Origin of the sequence: Pseudoalteromonas sp. 2CM36K (genome assembly GCF_023161865.1) — a bacterium.
In the GTDB taxonomy this organism is placed as follows: domain Bacteria; phylum Pseudomonadota; class Gammaproteobacteria; order Enterobacterales; family Alteromonadaceae; genus Pseudoalteromonas; species Pseudoalteromonas tetraodonis.
In genome coordinates this window covers 18,053-34,442 of record NZ_JALNTK010000022.1, presented here as the reverse complement: position 1 = coordinate 34,442, position 16,390 = coordinate 18,053, and the positions used below count along the sequence as shown (strand labels likewise).

The window sequence follows — 16,390 nt, the reverse complement described above, 5'->3', positions numbered from 1 at the left end:
GTAAGCAAAGAGTGAACGTGAGGCAATTATGAAATTAAAACTAACAACCAAGCTATTAAAGCTGAGTATATTGTGCACTGTTGCAATCAGTGCCAGTGTTGTTACACCAAGTGCATTAAGTGTACTTCCGGGTGTAAATTTGGCGACAGTACAGGCCGCTGAACAGCAAAAAACAACACGAGTACCCGCACTGCGTGAAAAAGTATACAGCCAATTAGCTCGCGCCCAAAAACTTGCGGATGATGGCGACAGTAAAGCGGGCTTGGCTGCGCTTGACAGCATACAAGCGCGCTCATCAAGTATGAACTCTTATGAAATTGCGATGATGCATAACTTTTACGGGTTTATTTATTACAATGAAAACGACCTTGTAAAAGCGATTGCTTCATTTGAAAAAGTGATTGGCGAAGATGGCATTCCAGAAACGCTTCGTTTGAGCACGACATTTAGCCTTGCTCAGCTTGCTATGGCTAACAGTGACTATAAAAAGGCGATTGCATTTTTAGATAAATGGGATGCCATTAATACTAAGCCTAAAACCGACGCCTATTATTTATTAAGAGCGCAAACCTACTATCAATTAAAAGACTATGAGCAAGGCCTGAGTTACATTACCCAAGCCATTAACTTAAGTGATAGCGAAGGCAAAGTACCAAAAGAAAACTGGCTGGTACTGCAACGTGCTATGTATTACTCACTTAACCAAACGGATAAAGTAGTCAGCGTACTTGAGCGTATGGTAAAGCTATACAACAAACCTGAGTATTGGGTGCAATTAGCCAGTATGTACGGTGAAACTGGGCAAGAAAAACAGCAGCTTAGTGTTTTAGAAGCGGCTTACCAGCAAGGATTTTTAACCTCTAAATCTGACCTAAGACAGCTTGCACAGGTATATTTATATAATCAGCTTGCTTACAAAGCCGCCAGTGTAATGAGTAAGGCAATAGAGCAGGGCATTGCTGAACCAACAGCTAAAAATTATGCCTTTGTAGCCGAGGCCATGATACAAGCTAAAGAAGATGCTAAGTCGATTAGTTACTTTACCAAAGCTGCAGAGCGCTCAGAGCATGGTAAATACGATCAGCGCTTGGCTGAAGTGTATGTAAATACAGAGCAGTATGACGAAGCTACCGATTCAGCGCGAATGGCACTGGATAAAGGCGGCCTTGATTTTGAATCAAATGCGTTTGTTGCTTTGGGAATGGCACAATACAATTTACAAAATTTTGATGCGTCTATTCTTGCGTTTGAACAAGCTGAAAAGCACAAAAAATCGCAACGTTTAGCCCAGCAATGGATCAAATATGTAAAACGCGAAAAAGTGCATGCGCAAACATTAAAAACAGCACTGCTTTAATTTTTATAGTGTGATTATTAGCTCTTAATTGACGCACTAAAAACCATTTCATAATTGCACTACTCAAACCACACTAACATTCGGTTAGTGTGGTTTTTTACTTGCCTTTTAAAAGCAACCAATTGATTTTTAATTAATTAACATTGTCATTTTATGTTTATTAAAGTGTAACTTCATTGTCATATCACTCCCGTATTGTACTTCGTATTCGATAACTCAAGTGACCTTAATGCATGAGTATCGTGCCTTAAAGTGACTTAAGTTATTACTTAAAGCGCTAACACAATAATTAAATACTTTTACGGAGTGAACAATGAAATTATCTGGCTTATTCAAAATCAGCTTAGTGGCTACAGCAATAACACTGGCTGGTTGTGGTGGTGGAGATATTAACGTTACACCTACAACAGTTGATAATAGTGTAGACAATTCAGTGACTAACCCTGGTGGTGATAATGGTGGCGATACAATAAGTTGCGCCACATACACATTAGATGGAGCTACATTTACAGGTGAAGCAGAAGGCGTAAACTGTTTATACAGCCAAGCATTTGCAAGTAATGCAAAAGAAATTACTAGCTCTTTTGTTATCCCTGCGCTAGACGATGGCGGTGCCCATGTATTTGAAGGTGCTTTATTTATAGGTGACGATGTAGACACATCTACAGGCGCTACTATTGATGTTAATGGCCCAACACTGTCTATTGAAGCAGGCGCTACCATTGCGTTTACCAAGCCTGAGAGTTTTATTCGTATTGCACGCGGTGCAAATATTGAAGCAATTGGTGAAGTAGATAAGCCAATTATTTTCACAAGTATTAAAGAAGTTGATGGTGATGATTCAACAACCGCTCAAATTGGGGATTGGGGTGGTGTTCAGGTAAATGGACGTGGCCATTCTATTCGTTGTACAGCGACTGCTGCGGCACAAGACATGTGTAACCACTCAGCTGAAGGTATTGTTTCGTATTATGGTGGTAATGACCCGCAAGATAGTAGCGGTATATTAAAGCATATTGTTATTAAGTATGCAGGATTTGGCGTTGAAGGTGATGAGCTAAATGGTTTAACACTAAATGCTGTTGGATCAGGCACAACAATTGATTATGTTCATGTACATAATGGTTTTGATGATGGTATAGAGCTCTTTGGTGGTAGCGTTAATCTTAAACATATTGTTGTTACTGATACTGGTGATGACGGTATTGACTGGGATGAGGGTTGGAAAGGTTACGGACAGTACATTCTTGTACGTTCAAATGAATATGGAAATCATGGATTTGAAACAGATGGCGCAAAAGTAGATCCATTATCTGCAGACGCACAAGATTTAGTAACGACTGTTTCTAACCCAACTATTGCTAATGCAACCGTTGTTACTACTGGTGATCAAGGTGCTGAAGGGCGTCGTACTGGTGCCGGTATGGAAATGAAAGAATGGGGTAAAGCGCAATTAGCTAATATGTTGTTTGTAAACTCATCATCTGTAGATGGTGCTGGCTGTTTTGATTTATATAATGAAAAAGATAAATCAGGAGATGCTGGTGTGCATGCCAATGCAAACAACGGTGATATCGCATTTATGAGTTCAATATTTGCGTGTGGTAAGAATTTTGAAGACGTAAATACTCCTTTAACTGGCGCATTAGCAAGCTTTGATATAAATACCTGGTTTACTGGTGGCGAAAATAACCAGCTGATTGGTTTTGCTGATTTTGCAAATGTACTTGGTGCTGATGGTGTTTCAACAGCAGCAACTATTACTGATTCACAAGGTACTGCGGTATCTACAACGGCTAAAGACATGAGTGAAGTTGACTCTTTCTTTACTAACGCAGGCTACATTGGTGCACTTAAAGAAGGTGAATCAAGTGAGTGGGCTGATTTTGTAGCCGCATCTTTACAACGCGCTAGTAATTAATCTAGACCGGCTCTAATTATAAGGCGCTCTTGCGCCTTTTTTAAGGGAATTTTAGGTTTAGAGGATATAAATATGAAACATCAAAAGCAGTTTAAAACTAATCTAATAACGTTATCTCTGCTCTCCCTTTTTTCTTCATTTAATTCTTTTGCTGAACAGGCACAAGAAATAATAAATGAAGAAGCGATAGAAGAAGTTGTTGCAACAGGTACGCGCCTTAAAGGCAGTGCTAGTGCCGTAATTGATGAACGTAAAAACCAGGCATTTGTCGCTGATATAATGGGTTCAGAGCAAATATCTAGAACAGGTGATAGCGATGCCGCTTCAGCACTTCGTCGTGTTACAGGCTTATCATTAGTTAACGATAAGTTTATTTATGTACGCGGGTTAGGCGAGCGTTACTCAAGCGTGCGTTTAAATGGCGCAGTTGTTCCAAGCCCAGATCTGACCCGAAATGTAATTCCACTTGATATCTTTCCATCAAGTATTATTGAATCTTTAGCTGTTCAAAAAGCCTATTCGCCTAATATGCCTGCGGCTTTTGGTGGTGGTGACGTTAATATCAGGACGAAAAGCATTCCAAGTGATACTTTATTTAAAGTTGAGATTGGTGCTAGCTATAAAGATACAAACGATGAAGGCTATACATACAATGGCGGCAGTGATGACTGGTTAGGTAAAGATGATGGTACACGCGCATTACCTGGAGCCGTTAAAACGGCGCTAAATACCTATATCAATGGCTTGTCTGATATCTCATATAGAAATATAAGAGACGTCGAGTCAAGACGTCAGGGGGCGGATATTGGTCAAGCAGCTGCAATAGGCTTAAATAAAAGTTTATCAAAAGCACTACCAAGAGATTTTGGCTTAGAAAAAGAAAGCTTAAACCCTGATGCAGGCATTAAAGCTGTGTATGGTGACCGATTTGATAACTTATTTGGCTTAGATGGCTCTTTTGGTTTCTTAGCGTCAGTTGCTTATGAAAATGAGTGGTCTAATGCAGAGAAGTTTAGCGCTGTACTTTCTTCTGTTGACGCATCTGAATCTGAATGTTCAAAAGATAACTTTACTTGTTACTCTGCTACAGAGAAAGAAGTATCAACCAAGCATAATATAAAATTAAATAGCTCTTTAAATTTAGGTTATAAAATTGGCGGCCATGATTTAACAGCCACCTATATGATGCTACGAGATACTGAAGATGAAGCTGCTGTTGCGCTTTACCAAGAGCCTTCAAAGTCATTAAGCATTGATGCTGGGCAATTACAGCGAAGCCACTTAACCTCTTTTGAGGAACGGGAACTTGAAATACTTCAACTTCGTGGAATGCATAATTTAGAGTGGAGTTTTCTTGAGGGTGTTGGTGTAGATTGGCAGTATACTGATTCAACAGCGACGACGAGTATACCTGGCGAGCTTGAAGTAACGGTGCGTGATGAGTACGCCGATGGCGAATATCAACGTACTTTTTATAATGGTAGTTTAGGTGGTAACCCTTACTTGTATCGATTTGTTGAGCTAGAAGACGATGTAGAAAACTGGGGCGTTAATGTTAACAAAGTTTTTTACTTTGATAACGCCGAAGTTGAAATTGCGGGCGGCGGCTATTTTGTTGAAAAAACGCGTGATTACCGTACAGACTTTTTCAACTATCGCTTTAGCCAAACACAGTCTTTAGATTTAGCACAAAGTGAAGAAGAGGCGCTGTCAATTGGTAGTTTCTTTGCAAATGATGCAGTGATCGATTCAACGGATGTCGAGTTATTGTTTCAAGAACCGACAGCCGATGATTACTTAGCAGCGCAAATGATTGATGCTTATTATGGCTCTTTTGATATTACTTTTGCTCAAGATTGGCGTTTAAGTGGTGGTGTGCGTTACGAGGACTTCCGCCAAGTTGCTCTTGCTTTTTCTCGCTCAGCATTTGATCCTGCTTTATTGGCAGATAAATTAAGTGCAGATGCGATAAAACAAGCAAGTGTGATGGAAGATGAGTATTTTACTTCATTATCTATGACTTATAGTCAGCAGTCGTACCAAGTTCGCTTTGGTTATGGCAGCACGGTTGTACGCCCTGATTTGCGAGAGCTAAGCCCTGTTCAATTCCAAGATCCGCTAACCGGTTATCGAACGCTTGGTAACCCATTCTTAGAATCTAGCTATTTAGATAACTTTGATGCACGTATCGAGTTTTATATGGACAATGGTGATAACTACTCAGTTGGCGCATTCTATAAAGATATTGATAACCCAATCGAAGCACTATTAACAGAAAGTGACGGCCGTTTTACTCTTCAGTTTGACAATGCAGATACAGCCTATGTTTACGGTATTGAGGCTGAATGGTTAACGGAGTTGCACAGTGATTTATTAGGAGGTGCTTTTTTTACTTCTGGTAATTTAACGGTTAGTGATTCAGAAGTTGAAATTGCAGAAGAACAGCGCGCCGATCTTACGAATCTAAAGCGACGTATGACTGGCCACTCAAAGTATGTTGCCAACTTACAATTGAATTACGATTCGCATGATGGCATGCACCAAGCTTCAGTTATTTATAATGTATTTGGTGACCGTATTTTAGCTGCAGGTGTTAATAATTTTGATGATGCTTACGAACAACCTTTAAACTCGTTAGACATGGTTTATAGTTACTACCCAACGTTTAATACCACGTTAACACTTAAAGTGAAAAATATGTTGGGACAAAACTTTAAAGTAGAACAAAATGATGTGCTAATTCGTTCTCAAGAAACGCCTAGAGAATTAAGCGTGAGCTTTAGTTACGAGTTTTAAGTAAAAGCCCAAGGATAGGATTTATAACAACGCCTAACTATTCATTAGCCCTGTATTTTATACAGGGCTTTTTTATGTGTATGAAAAATATTTAAGTTACAGTTTATTGACTAGTTTTAGCGTGCTGGTGGTGTTAGCTTAGGGCTGTAAAAATTAAATCTCACGCAATGAATTTTTAATTTTTAATGTATAGGCTCCTTTTATGAATCAAACAGTGGAACAAACAATGAAAAAAGTAGGATTAGTCGGATGGCGCGGCATGGTAGGCTCAGTGTTACTCGAGCGAATGGAACAACAACATGATTTTGCACATATCGACACCACCTTTTTCACCACCTCACAAGCAGGTCAGCTTGGCCCTGAGTTAGCGGGTGCAGCTAAACCGCTTTTAGATGCCAGCGATATTTCTGAGCTTGCAAAAATGGACATTATTGTTACCTGTCAGGGTGGCGATTATACCAATGCGGTGTACCCAAAATTACGTGAATCGGGTTGGGATGGCTATTGGATAGATGCGGCCTCTGCCCTGCGTATGAGCGACGACAGTATTATCGTACTTGACCCCGTTAACAAAGATGTCATTGAACAAGGGCTAGAGCAAGGCGTTAAAACCTTTGTAGGTGGTAACTGCACAGTTTCACTTATGCTACTAGCGCTGGGTGCTTTATTTGAGCAAGACCTAATCGAATGGGTAAGCCCAATGACCTACCAAGCAGCATCGGGCGCCGGTGCACGCAATATGAAAGAACTCATAGCTCAAATGGGGGCTATTCATGCAAGTGTTTCACAGCAACTAGATAACCCAAGTTCAGCTATTTTAGAAATTGATAAAATAGTCAGCGAAAAAATGGCATCAAGCGATTTGCCACAAGACCAGTTTGGTGTGCCACTGGCGGGTAGCTTAATCCCATGGATTGATGTGCCTATGCCAAACGGTCAATCAAAAGAAGAGTGGAAAGCGCAAGTTGAAGCCAACAAAATCTTAGGCTCATCTAAACAACCTGTGCCTATTGATGGTTTATGTGTACGCATCGGTGCAATGCGTTGTCATAGCCAAGCGATGACCATTAAATTACGTGAAGACATTAGCGTAGAAAAAATAGAAGAAATTTTAGCCTCGCACAATGAGTGGGTTAAAGTTATTCCTAATCAGCGTGATATTACCAGTACCGACTTAACTCCAGTTAAAGTAACCGGTACGCTGAGTATTCCTGTTGGCCGTATTCGTAAACTCGCTATGGGGCCAAAATACATTAGCGCCTTTACCGTGGGTGATCAGCTTTTATGGGGTGCAGCGGAGCCACTTCGCCGGATGTTACGAATTATTGTAGACGGTGAGTAATTTTCTAGCCCATCAAGTTAAAGGGTTAGCTAATTGCTAACCTTTTTATTGCCTCTTCGAAACATTCTCATATTATTTCTTGCTCAACCCCTTTAGCCACACTATATTCTTAAGAGTGTTTTTAGAGGTTAACTTCATGAATATATCAAAAAATTAAAGCTCTCCTTTGCATCTGCAATTGCCTTGCGGTTATTAATTATAGCTGCTTTAGTTATTTCCCAAACACAGCTTGATAAATTGCGCACTATGTCATCTATGGTATTTAAAGACATGGAACGCAGTATAGAAACCACTAATAAAACTGTCGAGCTTGCGCATTCGGCGCAGCAACAATTTAGTGAGATCACGGCATCTATCGTTCATATTAGCGATTTAAATACGCAAATAGCCACTGCTGCTGAAGAGCAACAACATGTAGCTGAAGATATAAACCGCAATGTTACTGAAATTAAAAATGCGGCTGATGAGGTGAGTGATATTGCCGTGAGCACCAGTGAAAACGGCAACGAAATGAATCGCCTTTCGTCAATTTTAACGGGATTGGTGGGTAAATTTAAAGTGTAAGGGCAAGCAAATGCATGCCCTTTTTATCCCTGCTACCTATTTTTAAGTAGCTCTTTTAATTCTGCTAGTTGTGCTTTTAATTCGTTTACTTGGCCTTGGGTGGCAGGGAGTGAGTCTATATCGGCTTGCTCTTCTCGTGCATTGCGATGCTCTTCACTCATCACTTCTAAAATAGCGCCAACCATCATATTTAAAAACACAAATGCAGTTAAAAAGATAAAGGTTAGGTAAAAAATCCAACTTAATTTGTACACGGCCATGGTTTCGTACATGACGTCAGTCCAATCTTCAAAGGTGGCTATTCTAAACAGGGTGAGCATAGAAATAGACACATCGCCCCAAAGTACCGGATTTATATCAGCAAACAACATACTGCCAGTGGCGGCATAAATATAAAATATAACGAACATGAGTAGTGCTATGTAGCCCATTTGAGGTATTGCTTTTATTAGCGAATTTACTAATAAGCGCAGTTCTGGGATCATTGAGACTAATCGTAACACGCGGAAAATACGCAGCAGTCGAGCAATAAAAATAGTAGAGCCTGCCGCGGGGTATAAACTTCCGATCACGATAATGAAGTCAAAAATGTTCCAACCTTTGGAAAAAAAGTTCTTGATACCTTTGCTGGCAATATAGCGAATAATCAGTTCAATTAAGAAAAACACCGTTATGCCTATATCCATCCAATGTAGAACGAGTTCGGCGGTTGGGTGCAATGAATAAGTATGTGCGCCCACAGTCAATGCAGAAACAACAATAACTGCAATAACAAATGATTGAAATAGTTTACTTTTATCGATACGCTGGAACAGCTCTTGTAACTGCGACAACATCATAACGTGCCCTTAACGGTTATAAATACAAAACCAGTGCAATATACAGCAAAAATAACGAAAATCAGTAGTTTTCCCGTTAAAATAGTAGGAATTTTGAATGTTAAATAATAAGTTAAAATATATACTTTCGTTATCCGCATTATTGGTGTTAGCGGGATGTAGCAGCGATAGCCGCTACCATGAAATTCAATCAGCGCGGTTGGGTGAATGCAGCTACATGGCAGATAAGGAATACCATGAGTGTGTTAAACAGCAGCAAGACAGTTACAAAGAATTTAAAGAACAACAAGCTCGCGAGCAGCAATAAACGATGACCAAAACCCAAAAGCAGCTAGATAAACGTATTCGTCAGCAATTAACGCTCGCTTGTGAGCAAATAAAAGATACTGTGGAGGACTTTAGCTTTCTTACCCATTCAGCAGACTTAAACAATTTACCTTCTAAGTTTAAAGTAAGTTGTTATTTTATTGATGATATTGCACTAGAGCAGGCTAAACAAAAAAATCAGTTTGATTACATTGAGCAGCTTATTTGTAATGCGTTAGCCAGCTTGAACATACACATTAAAGCCAATGCCATTTCATTTTCTAAGCAGCCATAATGTGTACGATGGGTTTTGTTTATTTTTCACATTAGCTTGAATTAGGCATTTATAGAGCCTTTAAAAGCTTTAATATGGAGTGATTTTATTAAGCAGGCTATAATCCCCAAAAATAGCAAAAGAGATTATATATGGCTGTTCCAACACGTTCACAAATAACACCCGGCACTGAGGTTAATATTGTGCTTAAACAAGATCAACGCAGTGGTACTTTAACCAATGGTATAGTGTCGCGTTTATTAACTAAGTCACCTAATCATCCGCACGGTATTAAAGTACAGTTAGAAGATGGTCAAGTAGGTCGGGTAAAAGAGATCATTGCATGAGCGATTTAACCTTAACTGATTTTTGGCGATTGGTAACGGTAAATGACAGAACCGCAGAGCCTGAGTCTGTATGCCAATCCCTTAAGGCTGCATTGAGTGATTTATCCGACGAGCAGCTAATTGAATTTGATAAACAGTTTAGTATTTGTATGCGCCAAAGTTATACTTGGGATTTATTTGGTGCGGCGTTTGTAATGGCTGGTTGTAATGATGAATATGGTTTTTCTGAATTTCGTTGTTGGCTCATTTCTCGGGGGGAAGCGGTATTTAAAGCCGCACTAGAAAACCCAGATAGTCTAGCTCAGTGCACACCACTTTATTTTTTAAACGAGCAACCTTACCCGTACTTAGATGAGTATGACCTAATTGCAGGTTTGTTATATGAAGAACGTAATGACGATGAGTTACCGTTTATCCCATCAGGGCTTGAGCAACCTAAAGGTAAGCGCTTTAAAGACAAGCCTAAGTTTTTAAAACAAAATTACCCGCAATTATTTGCTAAGTATTGGCAGTAATCGCCCACTTTTGACTATGAATGCATTACTTTGGGTTAGGGGTAATGCATTTTACGTTGCTTAGATTTTGATCCAGCTTGCGCTATTATTCACATCCTCTTATTTCACTAACTGAACTGTTTTAAAATCTAATCGTATTTGCTGTGAGCTACGTATTTTTAAATACAGTTTAAAGACGTGTTTATGGTATAACGACTTCACATCTTTTATAGTAAATCTCTGTTATAGTTAGAAATAGCTAAGCATAGTCACAGTGCTTGATCATATTTGATACACGAGGATAGAGCCTATAATGAAATTTTTCACACTGGTTTTACTTATCATAAGCCTTTTTAGCTGTTATGCAGTGGCAGGCCCAAGTAATAAAACTCGCTTTATTCCGCTGTTACAAACTAAGCTGGGTAATTACGAAGTGACCTCCAGTAATTCTGGGTTATGTACTAATAGCCGATTACAATTTAATAACCCTGAAGATCCTGGGCAAGGTTTTAGCTTAGGCAAAGAGATTTTGTTTAACTCCTTACACAATGGTACTCGTACCATTGAAAAACCAAATTATTGTTTTATTACCAGCTCGCTAAAATATAAAACAGATGGCCTAGAAAATAGCTTACGCATGAGCCGCTGTGATAATCCTATCCATGAAGGAACGATTAAACAAAGCATTACTTTTTTAACCAGCAATACGCTTAAATACACATTGGACAATCCGAGTGTAGAATGTGAATTTATTAAAGTTGCCGACTAACACTGTATTTTTGGAATATCACGCCAACGAGTCGTGTATTGCGGCGATAAAAAAGCCCTGTTCATATGCCAATGATCATTTAATTGACTGCTCGCCACGTTAAGCATTCCTTTACCGTATCTATAATTAATAGCATCTAAACAGTTCATTAACTGCGGGTTATCGGTTTGCTTATCAAATAAATGATGTTGTTGAAACTGCTGTGGGCTGAGCTCTAATGCGCCCACACCACATTTATAAAATCGAATTCCCGGTTGATATATTTGCTCAAAACTCTTTGATACCGCATTGGCCATAACGCGGGTATCGTTAGTGGGCGGATCAAATTGATACATAACTGACTTTTTATAAAAGGCGTGTTCATGTGATGAGCTGGCAGCAAAAATATAAATACGATGAGTTAGCGACTGTTGAGCTCTTAATTTTTGTGCAACTACACTAGCATGATTTATTAGGGCGGTTTTAACTGCATCGGGGTCGCAAAGTCGCTGACCAAAACTACGTGTTGAAAAAATAGCTTGTTTATCTTGGCGTACATCATCCCAGTTTAAACAGGTAATGCCGTTGAGCTCGTTAATTGTGCGCTCAAGCACCACACTAAATTGGCGACGAATAGTTTTTGGGCTTTGCTCAGCCAGTTGCCACGCGGTATGAATGTCCATGAGAGCCAGCTTTTTAGCTAAACGTTTGCCCACCCCCCAAACATCTTGGCATTGCATTCGTTGTAAAATAGTGCGGCGACTTACTTCATCGTCAATCACTGCAACACCATTAAAGCCAGTTAGTTTTTTAGCTGCATGGTTAGCGGCTTTGGCTAAGGTCGGTGTTGGGCCAAAGCCAACCCCAACAGGGAGTTTGGTTTCGCGCCATACAGTACGCCTAATTAGTTGCCCGTATGCTTGCCAATCGTTAATTAAAGGTTGATAACCATTAAAGTGTAAAAACGATTCATCGATACTGTAAACATGCTGGGTGTCACAAAAGCGGCCAATTACACTCATCATCCGGTCGCTTAAATTAGCGTATAGTTCATAGTTACTAGAGCGTACAACCACATTGTTTTGTTCTAGTAACTGCTTAACTTTAAAGTAAGGGCCAAATTTAGGAATATTAAGCTTACGCGCAATTGGGCAGACCGCACACACACAGCCGTCGTTATTGGTAAGCACCACTACCGGCTTTGAGCGAATGGCGGGATCAAATACCTTTTCAGCACTGGCGTAAAAAGCAACGGCATCAACTAAGGCATACATGAAAGTAACTCAGGGCTTTGGCGATGCAGCCTAATAGAGCGAGTTACCACACCTTCAAGCTGAAACTCATCTGACTCAGTTAATTGCACCGGCTTATAAGCAGAAGAGGCTGATAGCAAGCGTGCATTGGTCTTATCAAGCAGCTTACACACAAATAAACCATTTAAGTTAGCCACAATAACATCGCCATCTTTTGGTATTTCAGCCCGGTCAACCAACAGTAAGTCGCCCTCAAAAATACCAATTTCTTGCATAGAGCACCCAGACGCTATCCCAATAAACGTGGCATCAGGGTGCTTTATTAATAACTCATCAAGTGAAACGCCAAGCTCTGTATATTGTGCTGCAGGTGACTCAAATCCGCATACACCGGCCTCTATATAAATGGGAATAACAAACATAACACAACCTAAAACGAATATACTGTATAAATGTACAGTATATTCGTTTTATATAAGTTATGCCAAGTAATGGATCTGCGATCAATCCATATTTTTGATCATTTGCTGAGCTGTATCTAAGAAGTCATTGATTTGCTGTGGGTTTAAGTTTTTACACATTTGCGCATTTACATACTGCTCAGCGTTTAATAATTTGTTGTAAAGCGTGCACCCTTGTGCGGTAAACGACAGAATAAAACAACGCTTGTCATGCTCACTGGCATTTTTATGAATTAAGTTTAGCGTGAGCAGTTCTTTCACTAATCGTGCTATTTGGGCTTTGTCGCGTTGGGTTTGATTCACAATATCGTTAGCAGTGCACTGAGGTGTCGCTGCAATAATATGCAGACAACGTACATGCATCGCGTTTAATCCAAGCTCACCTGCATTAATGGCTTCGCGTATGGTAACGCGATAACTTTGCATTAAAGCAAATAATGTATTGGCCAATGAAGAGTTCATAATAAATCCATAATAGTTGACAAAGTCAATTAAATCACTATAGTTGATTTTATCAACCAATGGGGCGTTGTGCAATTCATCATTTTAGTGAGGTAAATTTACATGGGTAAAAAAGTACGCAAAGCAACCGTATTAAGCACAAAGCAAATAACCCCACATTTACAACGCATTATTGTCGGCTCATATGAGTTTAACGACCTGAGTGAGCAATACATTGGTAACTACGTTAAGGTGCTTATTCCACAAAATGGCCGCGTTGACTTTAATATTAAAACTACGTGTATGCGTTCATACACTATAAGGCATGTTGATGAGCACACTGGTGCACTTACCCTCGACTTTGTGATAAATATGCACCAAGGCCCAGCCACTAATTGGGCTAAAGAAGCAAAAGTAGGCGATGAAGTGGGTATAGCAGGGCCAGGCCCTAAAAAGTTGGATAACTATGATCATTCATATTATCTATTACTTGGCGATTTAACTTCGGTTAATGCAATTAAAGGCTACGTGCAACAATTGCCTATAAACGCAAAAATTGACGCGATTATTCATGCACCAACAAAAGATGATGTGATTAGCTTAGACTCCTCGCGTGATATAACTTGGTTAATAACAAATAACCCCGATACAGATATGATAAACGCATTAAAATCGCTACCACTTAGTGAGCAACAACCTATTGTATTTATGGCACTTGAAGCCGGATTAGTCCGTAAAGCAAAAACCATATTAACTGATGAATTAGCTATACCGCGCAGTCAAATTGTTGCATCGGGCTATTGGAAAAAAGGGCTTGATTCAGAAGCTTATAAACTAAAGCGTCAACACGCTGCGGCTAAAAATAGCTAACTTAATTGTTGTTCAATCACATCGCTATTTAGCTTTTAAAAGGCAAGGCGCCTTGAATTGACTGTCATACACACCCATCTCTTAGCGTAGACTCATTATTTATGGCTAGCGCTATAAATCGCTATTTAATTTGGAGGTGCTACTTTGTTATCAACCATTCCTTTTTCGTTATTAGAACTGGCGCCTATGCCTAAAGGTGCCACTGTGAGTGACACCTTAAATAAAAGTACAGCCTATGCGCAAAAAGCTGAGGAACTCGGTTTTAATCGTTTTTGGTTAGCCGAGCATCATAATATGCCTGGGATTGTTTGTGCGGCTACTTCAATTTTGGTGGGGCACATAGCCGGTCACACTAAAAAAATACGCGTAGGGTCGGGTGGAATTATGTTACCTAATCATGCTCCTTTAGTTGTTGCTGAGCAATTTGGCACCTTAGAAAGTTTATACCCAGGTCGAATTGATTTAGGGTTAGGGCGCGCCCCAGGTAGCGATCCTGTGACAAGTCGTGCATTAAATAACGATATCAGCCGTGCTGAAAACTTTCCTAATGAAGTGAGCGAGTTACAAACATTATTGGGCCCTTATGAGGGAACTAAGCGCGTGCGAGCAATACCTGGTGAAAACACCAATGTTCCCATTTGGCTTTTAGGTTCAAGTTTATTTAGTGCGCAATTAGCTGCACAAAAAGGATTACCCTATGTATTTGCGGGGCACTTTGCACCGCGTTTTGTGCATGATGCAGTAGCCTTGTATAAACGAGAATTTAAACCATCAAGTGTATTAGCTAAGCCTTATGTCATGTTGGCATTACCTTTAGTGGCTGCCGATACAGATGAAGAAGCACAGTACTTATCAACTACATCTAAGCAGCGAGTGTTATCGTTAATTAGAGGCGACGAGTTGTGGTTAAAACCCCCAGTAGAAACAATGGAAGGTTTGTGGAGCGAACAAGAGCGCGCTCATGTTGAGAGCTTTTTAGGGTTAAGTGTTACCGGTGGGCCAGCCAGTATTAAACACAAGTTAGAAATGATCGTAAATCAATTAGGGGTCGATGAGCTTATATTCACCAATGACTTATTTGATAATGAAAAACGCCATAAGGCGCTTGAAATTTTAATGCAAATAAAACACGGATAAGCAATTGGTTAAGCAAGCGTACACTCAACGCTTGTTATGCTATTAAACAGATTAAAGTTGATTACGTCGGGGCCATTTTACATTATTTTAAAAAGTGGCAATGAAAAAGCTTGTTCTGTTTTTTCAATAGAACTGATTTAAACAATCAATTTTAATTATGAATATTGAGCGATTATTATAAGGGTATGCAACACAATTCAGCTAAATAAATAGGAAGGTAAAGCGTGAAATCTCAAAACAGTACGACACCCCATTCATGCAACGACTCAGTGCAGCCAAAAGTAGCGCTGATAGCAGAAGGTGGCGGACAACGAGGGATATTTACCGCGGGTGTACTCGATGCTTGGTTGGAGCAAGAGTATGATCCATTTGACTTGTTTATTGGCACATCTGCAGGCTCTCAAAACTTAACGAGCTATTTGGCACGTCAAAAAGGCTATGCTAAACGCCTGATCAGAGGCCTTTCGCGTCATAAACGTTTTTTTCAATTAGGTCGCGGCCTAATGGGCAAACATATTGTTGACCTAGATTGGTACTTTGATAAAACTACCGAAGTGAACAGAGCGCTTGATTTTAAAACCGCAAAAGCCAGTTTAGGTGACCGTGAGCTATTAATTACCGCAACTAATGCCCGTGATCGCAAACCTTATTTTTTATCCCCAACAGGGGAAGGCCAACAATGGCGAGAACTATTAAAAGCGTCAAGTGCACTGCCATTTTTATATAAGCAAGGTGTAAAATTGACGCCGTGGTTAAATGCATTAGCCGCAAATGAATTAGGTAAAACCGAGATACAGTCAGAGTCTGATTTTTACTTAGACGGTGGCCTTGCCGCACCGCTTCCTGTACGCGAAGCCTATAATCGTGGCGCACGCAAAATTGTGGTTATACGCACCGTTGATGAAGCTTTTCAGGCTCAATCAGCATGGATAAGTAAATTAAAATCATTTGTTGAAGTATCTGGCTATTGCCCAAAAACAATAGATTACTTATTACAACATGAGCAAGCCTACGAAGATGAGTTAGCATTTATTGCTAACCCACCAAAAGATGTAGAAATAATCCAAATTTTTGCAAATCAAAAGCTTTATAGTAAGTTATTAGGCAGCTCAAATGATGACTTACGATTTGACTATAAACTTGGTTTAGCAGCAGGTCATAACTACTTAAAAAACCATCACCCAGCTCAGGATGATTATAAACACAGCTACATAGCGTAGCTGTATATTAACGCTTAAAC

17 protein-coding genes are annotated in these 16,390 nt (G+C 39.8%); 13 read left to right on the top strand and 4 right to left on the bottom strand.

Annotation, left to right across the window (positions count from 1 at the left end; all coding sequences use genetic code 11):
- The first annotated feature begins 28 nt into the window (after nt 1–28).
- The 5 genes from MTN97_RS14015 (at nt 29) to MTN97_RS17925 (ending at nt 7,980) form a co-directional block, all read left to right on the top strand.
- The gene (locus MTN97_RS14015; protein ID WP_248474661.1) at nt 29–1,357 is read left to right on the top strand and encodes a tetratricopeptide repeat protein; all 1,329 of its coding nucleotides are present in this window, start codon (nt 29–31) and stop codon (nt 1,355–1,357) included.
- Between the two features lie 313 nt (nt 1,358–1,670).
- The gene (locus MTN97_RS14010) at nt 1,671–3,278 is read left to right on the top strand and encodes a hypothetical protein (RefSeq protein ID WP_214551893.1); all 1,608 of its coding nucleotides are present in this window, start codon (nt 1,671–1,673) and stop codon (nt 3,276–3,278) included.
- A gap of 72 nt (nt 3,279–3,350) precedes the next feature.
- On the top strand, nt 3,351–6,074 hold the full coding sequence (locus MTN97_RS14005) for a TonB-dependent receptor domain-containing protein (protein WP_248474660.1): 2,724 nt from the start codon (nt 3,351–3,353) through the stop codon (nt 6,072–6,074).
- Between the two features lie 202 nt (nt 6,075–6,276).
- Nucleotides 6,277–7,416 carry an aspartate-semialdehyde dehydrogenase gene (gene asd, locus MTN97_RS14000; RefSeq protein WP_248474659.1) on the top strand — a complete coding sequence of 380 codons (1,140 nt, stop codon included), beginning with the start codon at nt 6,277–6,279 and terminating at the stop codon, nt 7,414–7,416.
- Between the two features lie 183 nt (nt 7,417–7,599).
- Complete coding sequence (locus tag MTN97_RS17925; protein WP_282447390.1) at nt 7,600–7,980, top strand: hypothetical protein; 381 nt, start codon at nt 7,600–7,602, stop codon at nt 7,978–7,980.
- Nucleotides 7,981–8,012: 32 nt separating this feature from the next.
- On the opposite strand, the gene MTN97_RS13990 is transcribed toward MTN97_RS17925, so the two are convergent.
- Complete coding sequence (locus tag MTN97_RS13990) at nt 8,013–8,816, bottom strand: ion transporter (protein ID WP_171034682.1); 804 nt, start codon at nt 8,814–8,816, stop codon at nt 8,013–8,015.
- 100 nt (nt 8,817–8,916) lie between these two features.
- Here MTN97_RS13990 and MTN97_RS13985 point away from each other — a divergent pair, with 100 nt between their 5' ends.
- From MTN97_RS13985 to MTN97_RS13965, 5 genes are all read left to right on the top strand, one after another.
- The gene (locus MTN97_RS13985) at nt 8,917–9,126 is read left to right on the top strand and encodes a hypothetical protein (RefSeq protein ID WP_248474658.1); all 210 of its coding nucleotides are present in this window, start codon (nt 8,917–8,919) and stop codon (nt 9,124–9,126) included.
- A gap of 3 nt (nt 9,127–9,129) precedes the next feature.
- Nucleotides 9,130–9,420, top strand: coding sequence for a hypothetical protein (locus MTN97_RS13980; protein ID WP_024601009.1), 291 nt, complete (start codon nt 9,130–9,132; stop codon nt 9,418–9,420).
- A 131-nt stretch (nt 9,421–9,551) separates the two neighbouring features.
- Entirely contained in the window at nt 9,552–9,746 is a 195-nt protein-coding gene (locus MTN97_RS13975; protein WP_008468098.1) for a YwbE family protein, read from the top strand.
- Nucleotides 9,743–10,261, top strand: coding sequence for a DUF4240 domain-containing protein (locus MTN97_RS13970; RefSeq protein ID WP_024601008.1), 519 nt, complete (start codon nt 9,743–9,745; stop codon nt 10,259–10,261). The genes MTN97_RS13975 and MTN97_RS13970 overlap by 4 nt, the downstream gene beginning before the upstream one ends.
- Nucleotides 10,262–10,553: 292 nt before the next feature.
- Complete coding sequence (locus tag MTN97_RS13965; protein WP_036984033.1) at nt 10,554–11,009, top strand: hypothetical protein; 456 nt, start codon at nt 10,554–10,556, stop codon at nt 11,007–11,009.
- Here the strand turns inward: MTN97_RS13965 and MTN97_RS13960 are convergent.
- From MTN97_RS13960 to MTN97_RS13950, 3 genes are all read right to left on the bottom strand, one after another.
- Nucleotides 11,006–12,262, bottom strand: a complete 1,257-nt coding sequence (locus MTN97_RS13960; RefSeq protein ID WP_248474657.1) for a Y-family DNA polymerase — start codon at nt 12,260–12,262, stop codon at nt 11,006–11,008. The two genes, MTN97_RS13965 and MTN97_RS13960, sit on opposite strands and share 4 nt — an antisense overlap.
- Complete coding sequence (locus MTN97_RS13955) at nt 12,250–12,663, bottom strand: LexA family protein (RefSeq protein WP_013463339.1); 414 nt, start codon at nt 12,661–12,663, stop codon at nt 12,250–12,252. Before MTN97_RS13955 ends, MTN97_RS13960 begins: the two co-directional genes overlap by 13 nt.
- An 81-nt stretch (nt 12,664–12,744) precedes the next feature.
- Nucleotides 12,745–13,164: a MarR family winged helix-turn-helix transcriptional regulator gene (locus tag MTN97_RS13950; RefSeq protein ID WP_138626449.1), complete on the bottom strand. Its 420-nt coding sequence runs from the start codon at nt 13,162–13,164 to the stop codon at nt 12,745–12,747.
- 102 nt (nt 13,165–13,266) lie between these two features.
- Between MTN97_RS13950 and MTN97_RS13945 the strand changes: the two genes are divergently transcribed.
- The 3 genes from MTN97_RS13945 (at nt 13,267) to MTN97_RS13935 (ending at nt 16,370) form a co-directional block, all read left to right on the top strand.
- Nucleotides 13,267–14,013, top strand: a complete 747-nt coding sequence (locus MTN97_RS13945) for a siderophore-interacting protein (protein ID WP_138626448.1) — start codon at nt 13,267–13,269, stop codon at nt 14,011–14,013.
- 144 nt (nt 14,014–14,157) lie between these two features.
- Nucleotides 14,158–15,150, top strand: a complete 993-nt coding sequence (locus tag MTN97_RS13940; RefSeq protein ID WP_036984037.1) for an LLM class flavin-dependent oxidoreductase — start codon at nt 14,158–14,160, stop codon at nt 15,148–15,150.
- 224 nt (nt 15,151–15,374) lie between these two features.
- Entirely contained in the window at nt 15,375–16,370 is a 996-nt protein-coding gene (locus MTN97_RS13935) for a patatin family protein (protein ID WP_069439753.1), read from the top strand.
- Nucleotides 16,371–16,390: the final 20 nt, after the last annotated feature.

Bases quoted from the DNA above. Each gene is read 5' to 3' on its own strand.
- MTN97_RS14015 (WP_248474661.1), top strand. From the start codon at position 29: ATGAAATTAAAACTAACAACCAAGCTATTAAAGCTGAGTATATTGTGC.
- MTN97_RS14010 (WP_214551893.1), top strand. From the start codon at position 1,671: ATGAAATTATCTGGCTTATTCAAAATCAGCTTAGTGGCTACAGCAATA.
- MTN97_RS14005 (WP_248474660.1), top strand. From the start codon at position 3,351: ATGAAACATCAAAAGCAGTTTAAAACTAATCTAATAACGTTATCTCTG.
- asd (WP_248474659.1), top strand. From the start codon at position 6,277: ATGAATCAAACAGTGGAACAAACAATGAAAAAAGTAGGATTAGTCGGA.
- MTN97_RS13990 (WP_171034682.1), bottom strand. From the start codon at position 8,816: ATGTTGTCGCAGTTACAAGAGCTGTTCCAGCGTATCGATAAAAGTAAA.
- MTN97_RS13985 (WP_248474658.1), top strand. From the start codon at position 8,917: ATGTTAAATAATAAGTTAAAATATATACTTTCGTTATCCGCATTATTG.
- MTN97_RS13980 (WP_024601009.1), top strand. From the start codon at position 9,130: ATGACCAAAACCCAAAAGCAGCTAGATAAACGTATTCGTCAGCAATTA.
- MTN97_RS13975 (WP_008468098.1), top strand. From the start codon at position 9,552: ATGGCTGTTCCAACACGTTCACAAATAACACCCGGCACTGAGGTTAAT.
- MTN97_RS13970 (WP_024601008.1), top strand. From the start codon at position 9,743: ATGAGCGATTTAACCTTAACTGATTTTTGGCGATTGGTAACGGTAAAT.
- MTN97_RS13965 (WP_036984033.1), top strand. From the start codon at position 10,554: ATGAAATTTTTCACACTGGTTTTACTTATCATAAGCCTTTTTAGCTGT.
- MTN97_RS13960 (WP_248474657.1), bottom strand. From the start codon at position 12,262: ATGTATGCCTTAGTTGATGCCGTTGCTTTTTACGCCAGTGCTGAAAAG.
- MTN97_RS13955 (WP_013463339.1), bottom strand. From the start codon at position 12,663: ATGTTTGTTATTCCCATTTATATAGAGGCCGGTGTATGCGGATTTGAG.
- MTN97_RS13950 (WP_138626449.1), bottom strand. From the start codon at position 13,164: ATGAACTCTTCATTGGCCAATACATTATTTGCTTTAATGCAAAGTTAT.
- MTN97_RS13945 (WP_138626448.1), top strand. From the start codon at position 13,267: ATGGGTAAAAAAGTACGCAAAGCAACCGTATTAAGCACAAAGCAAATA.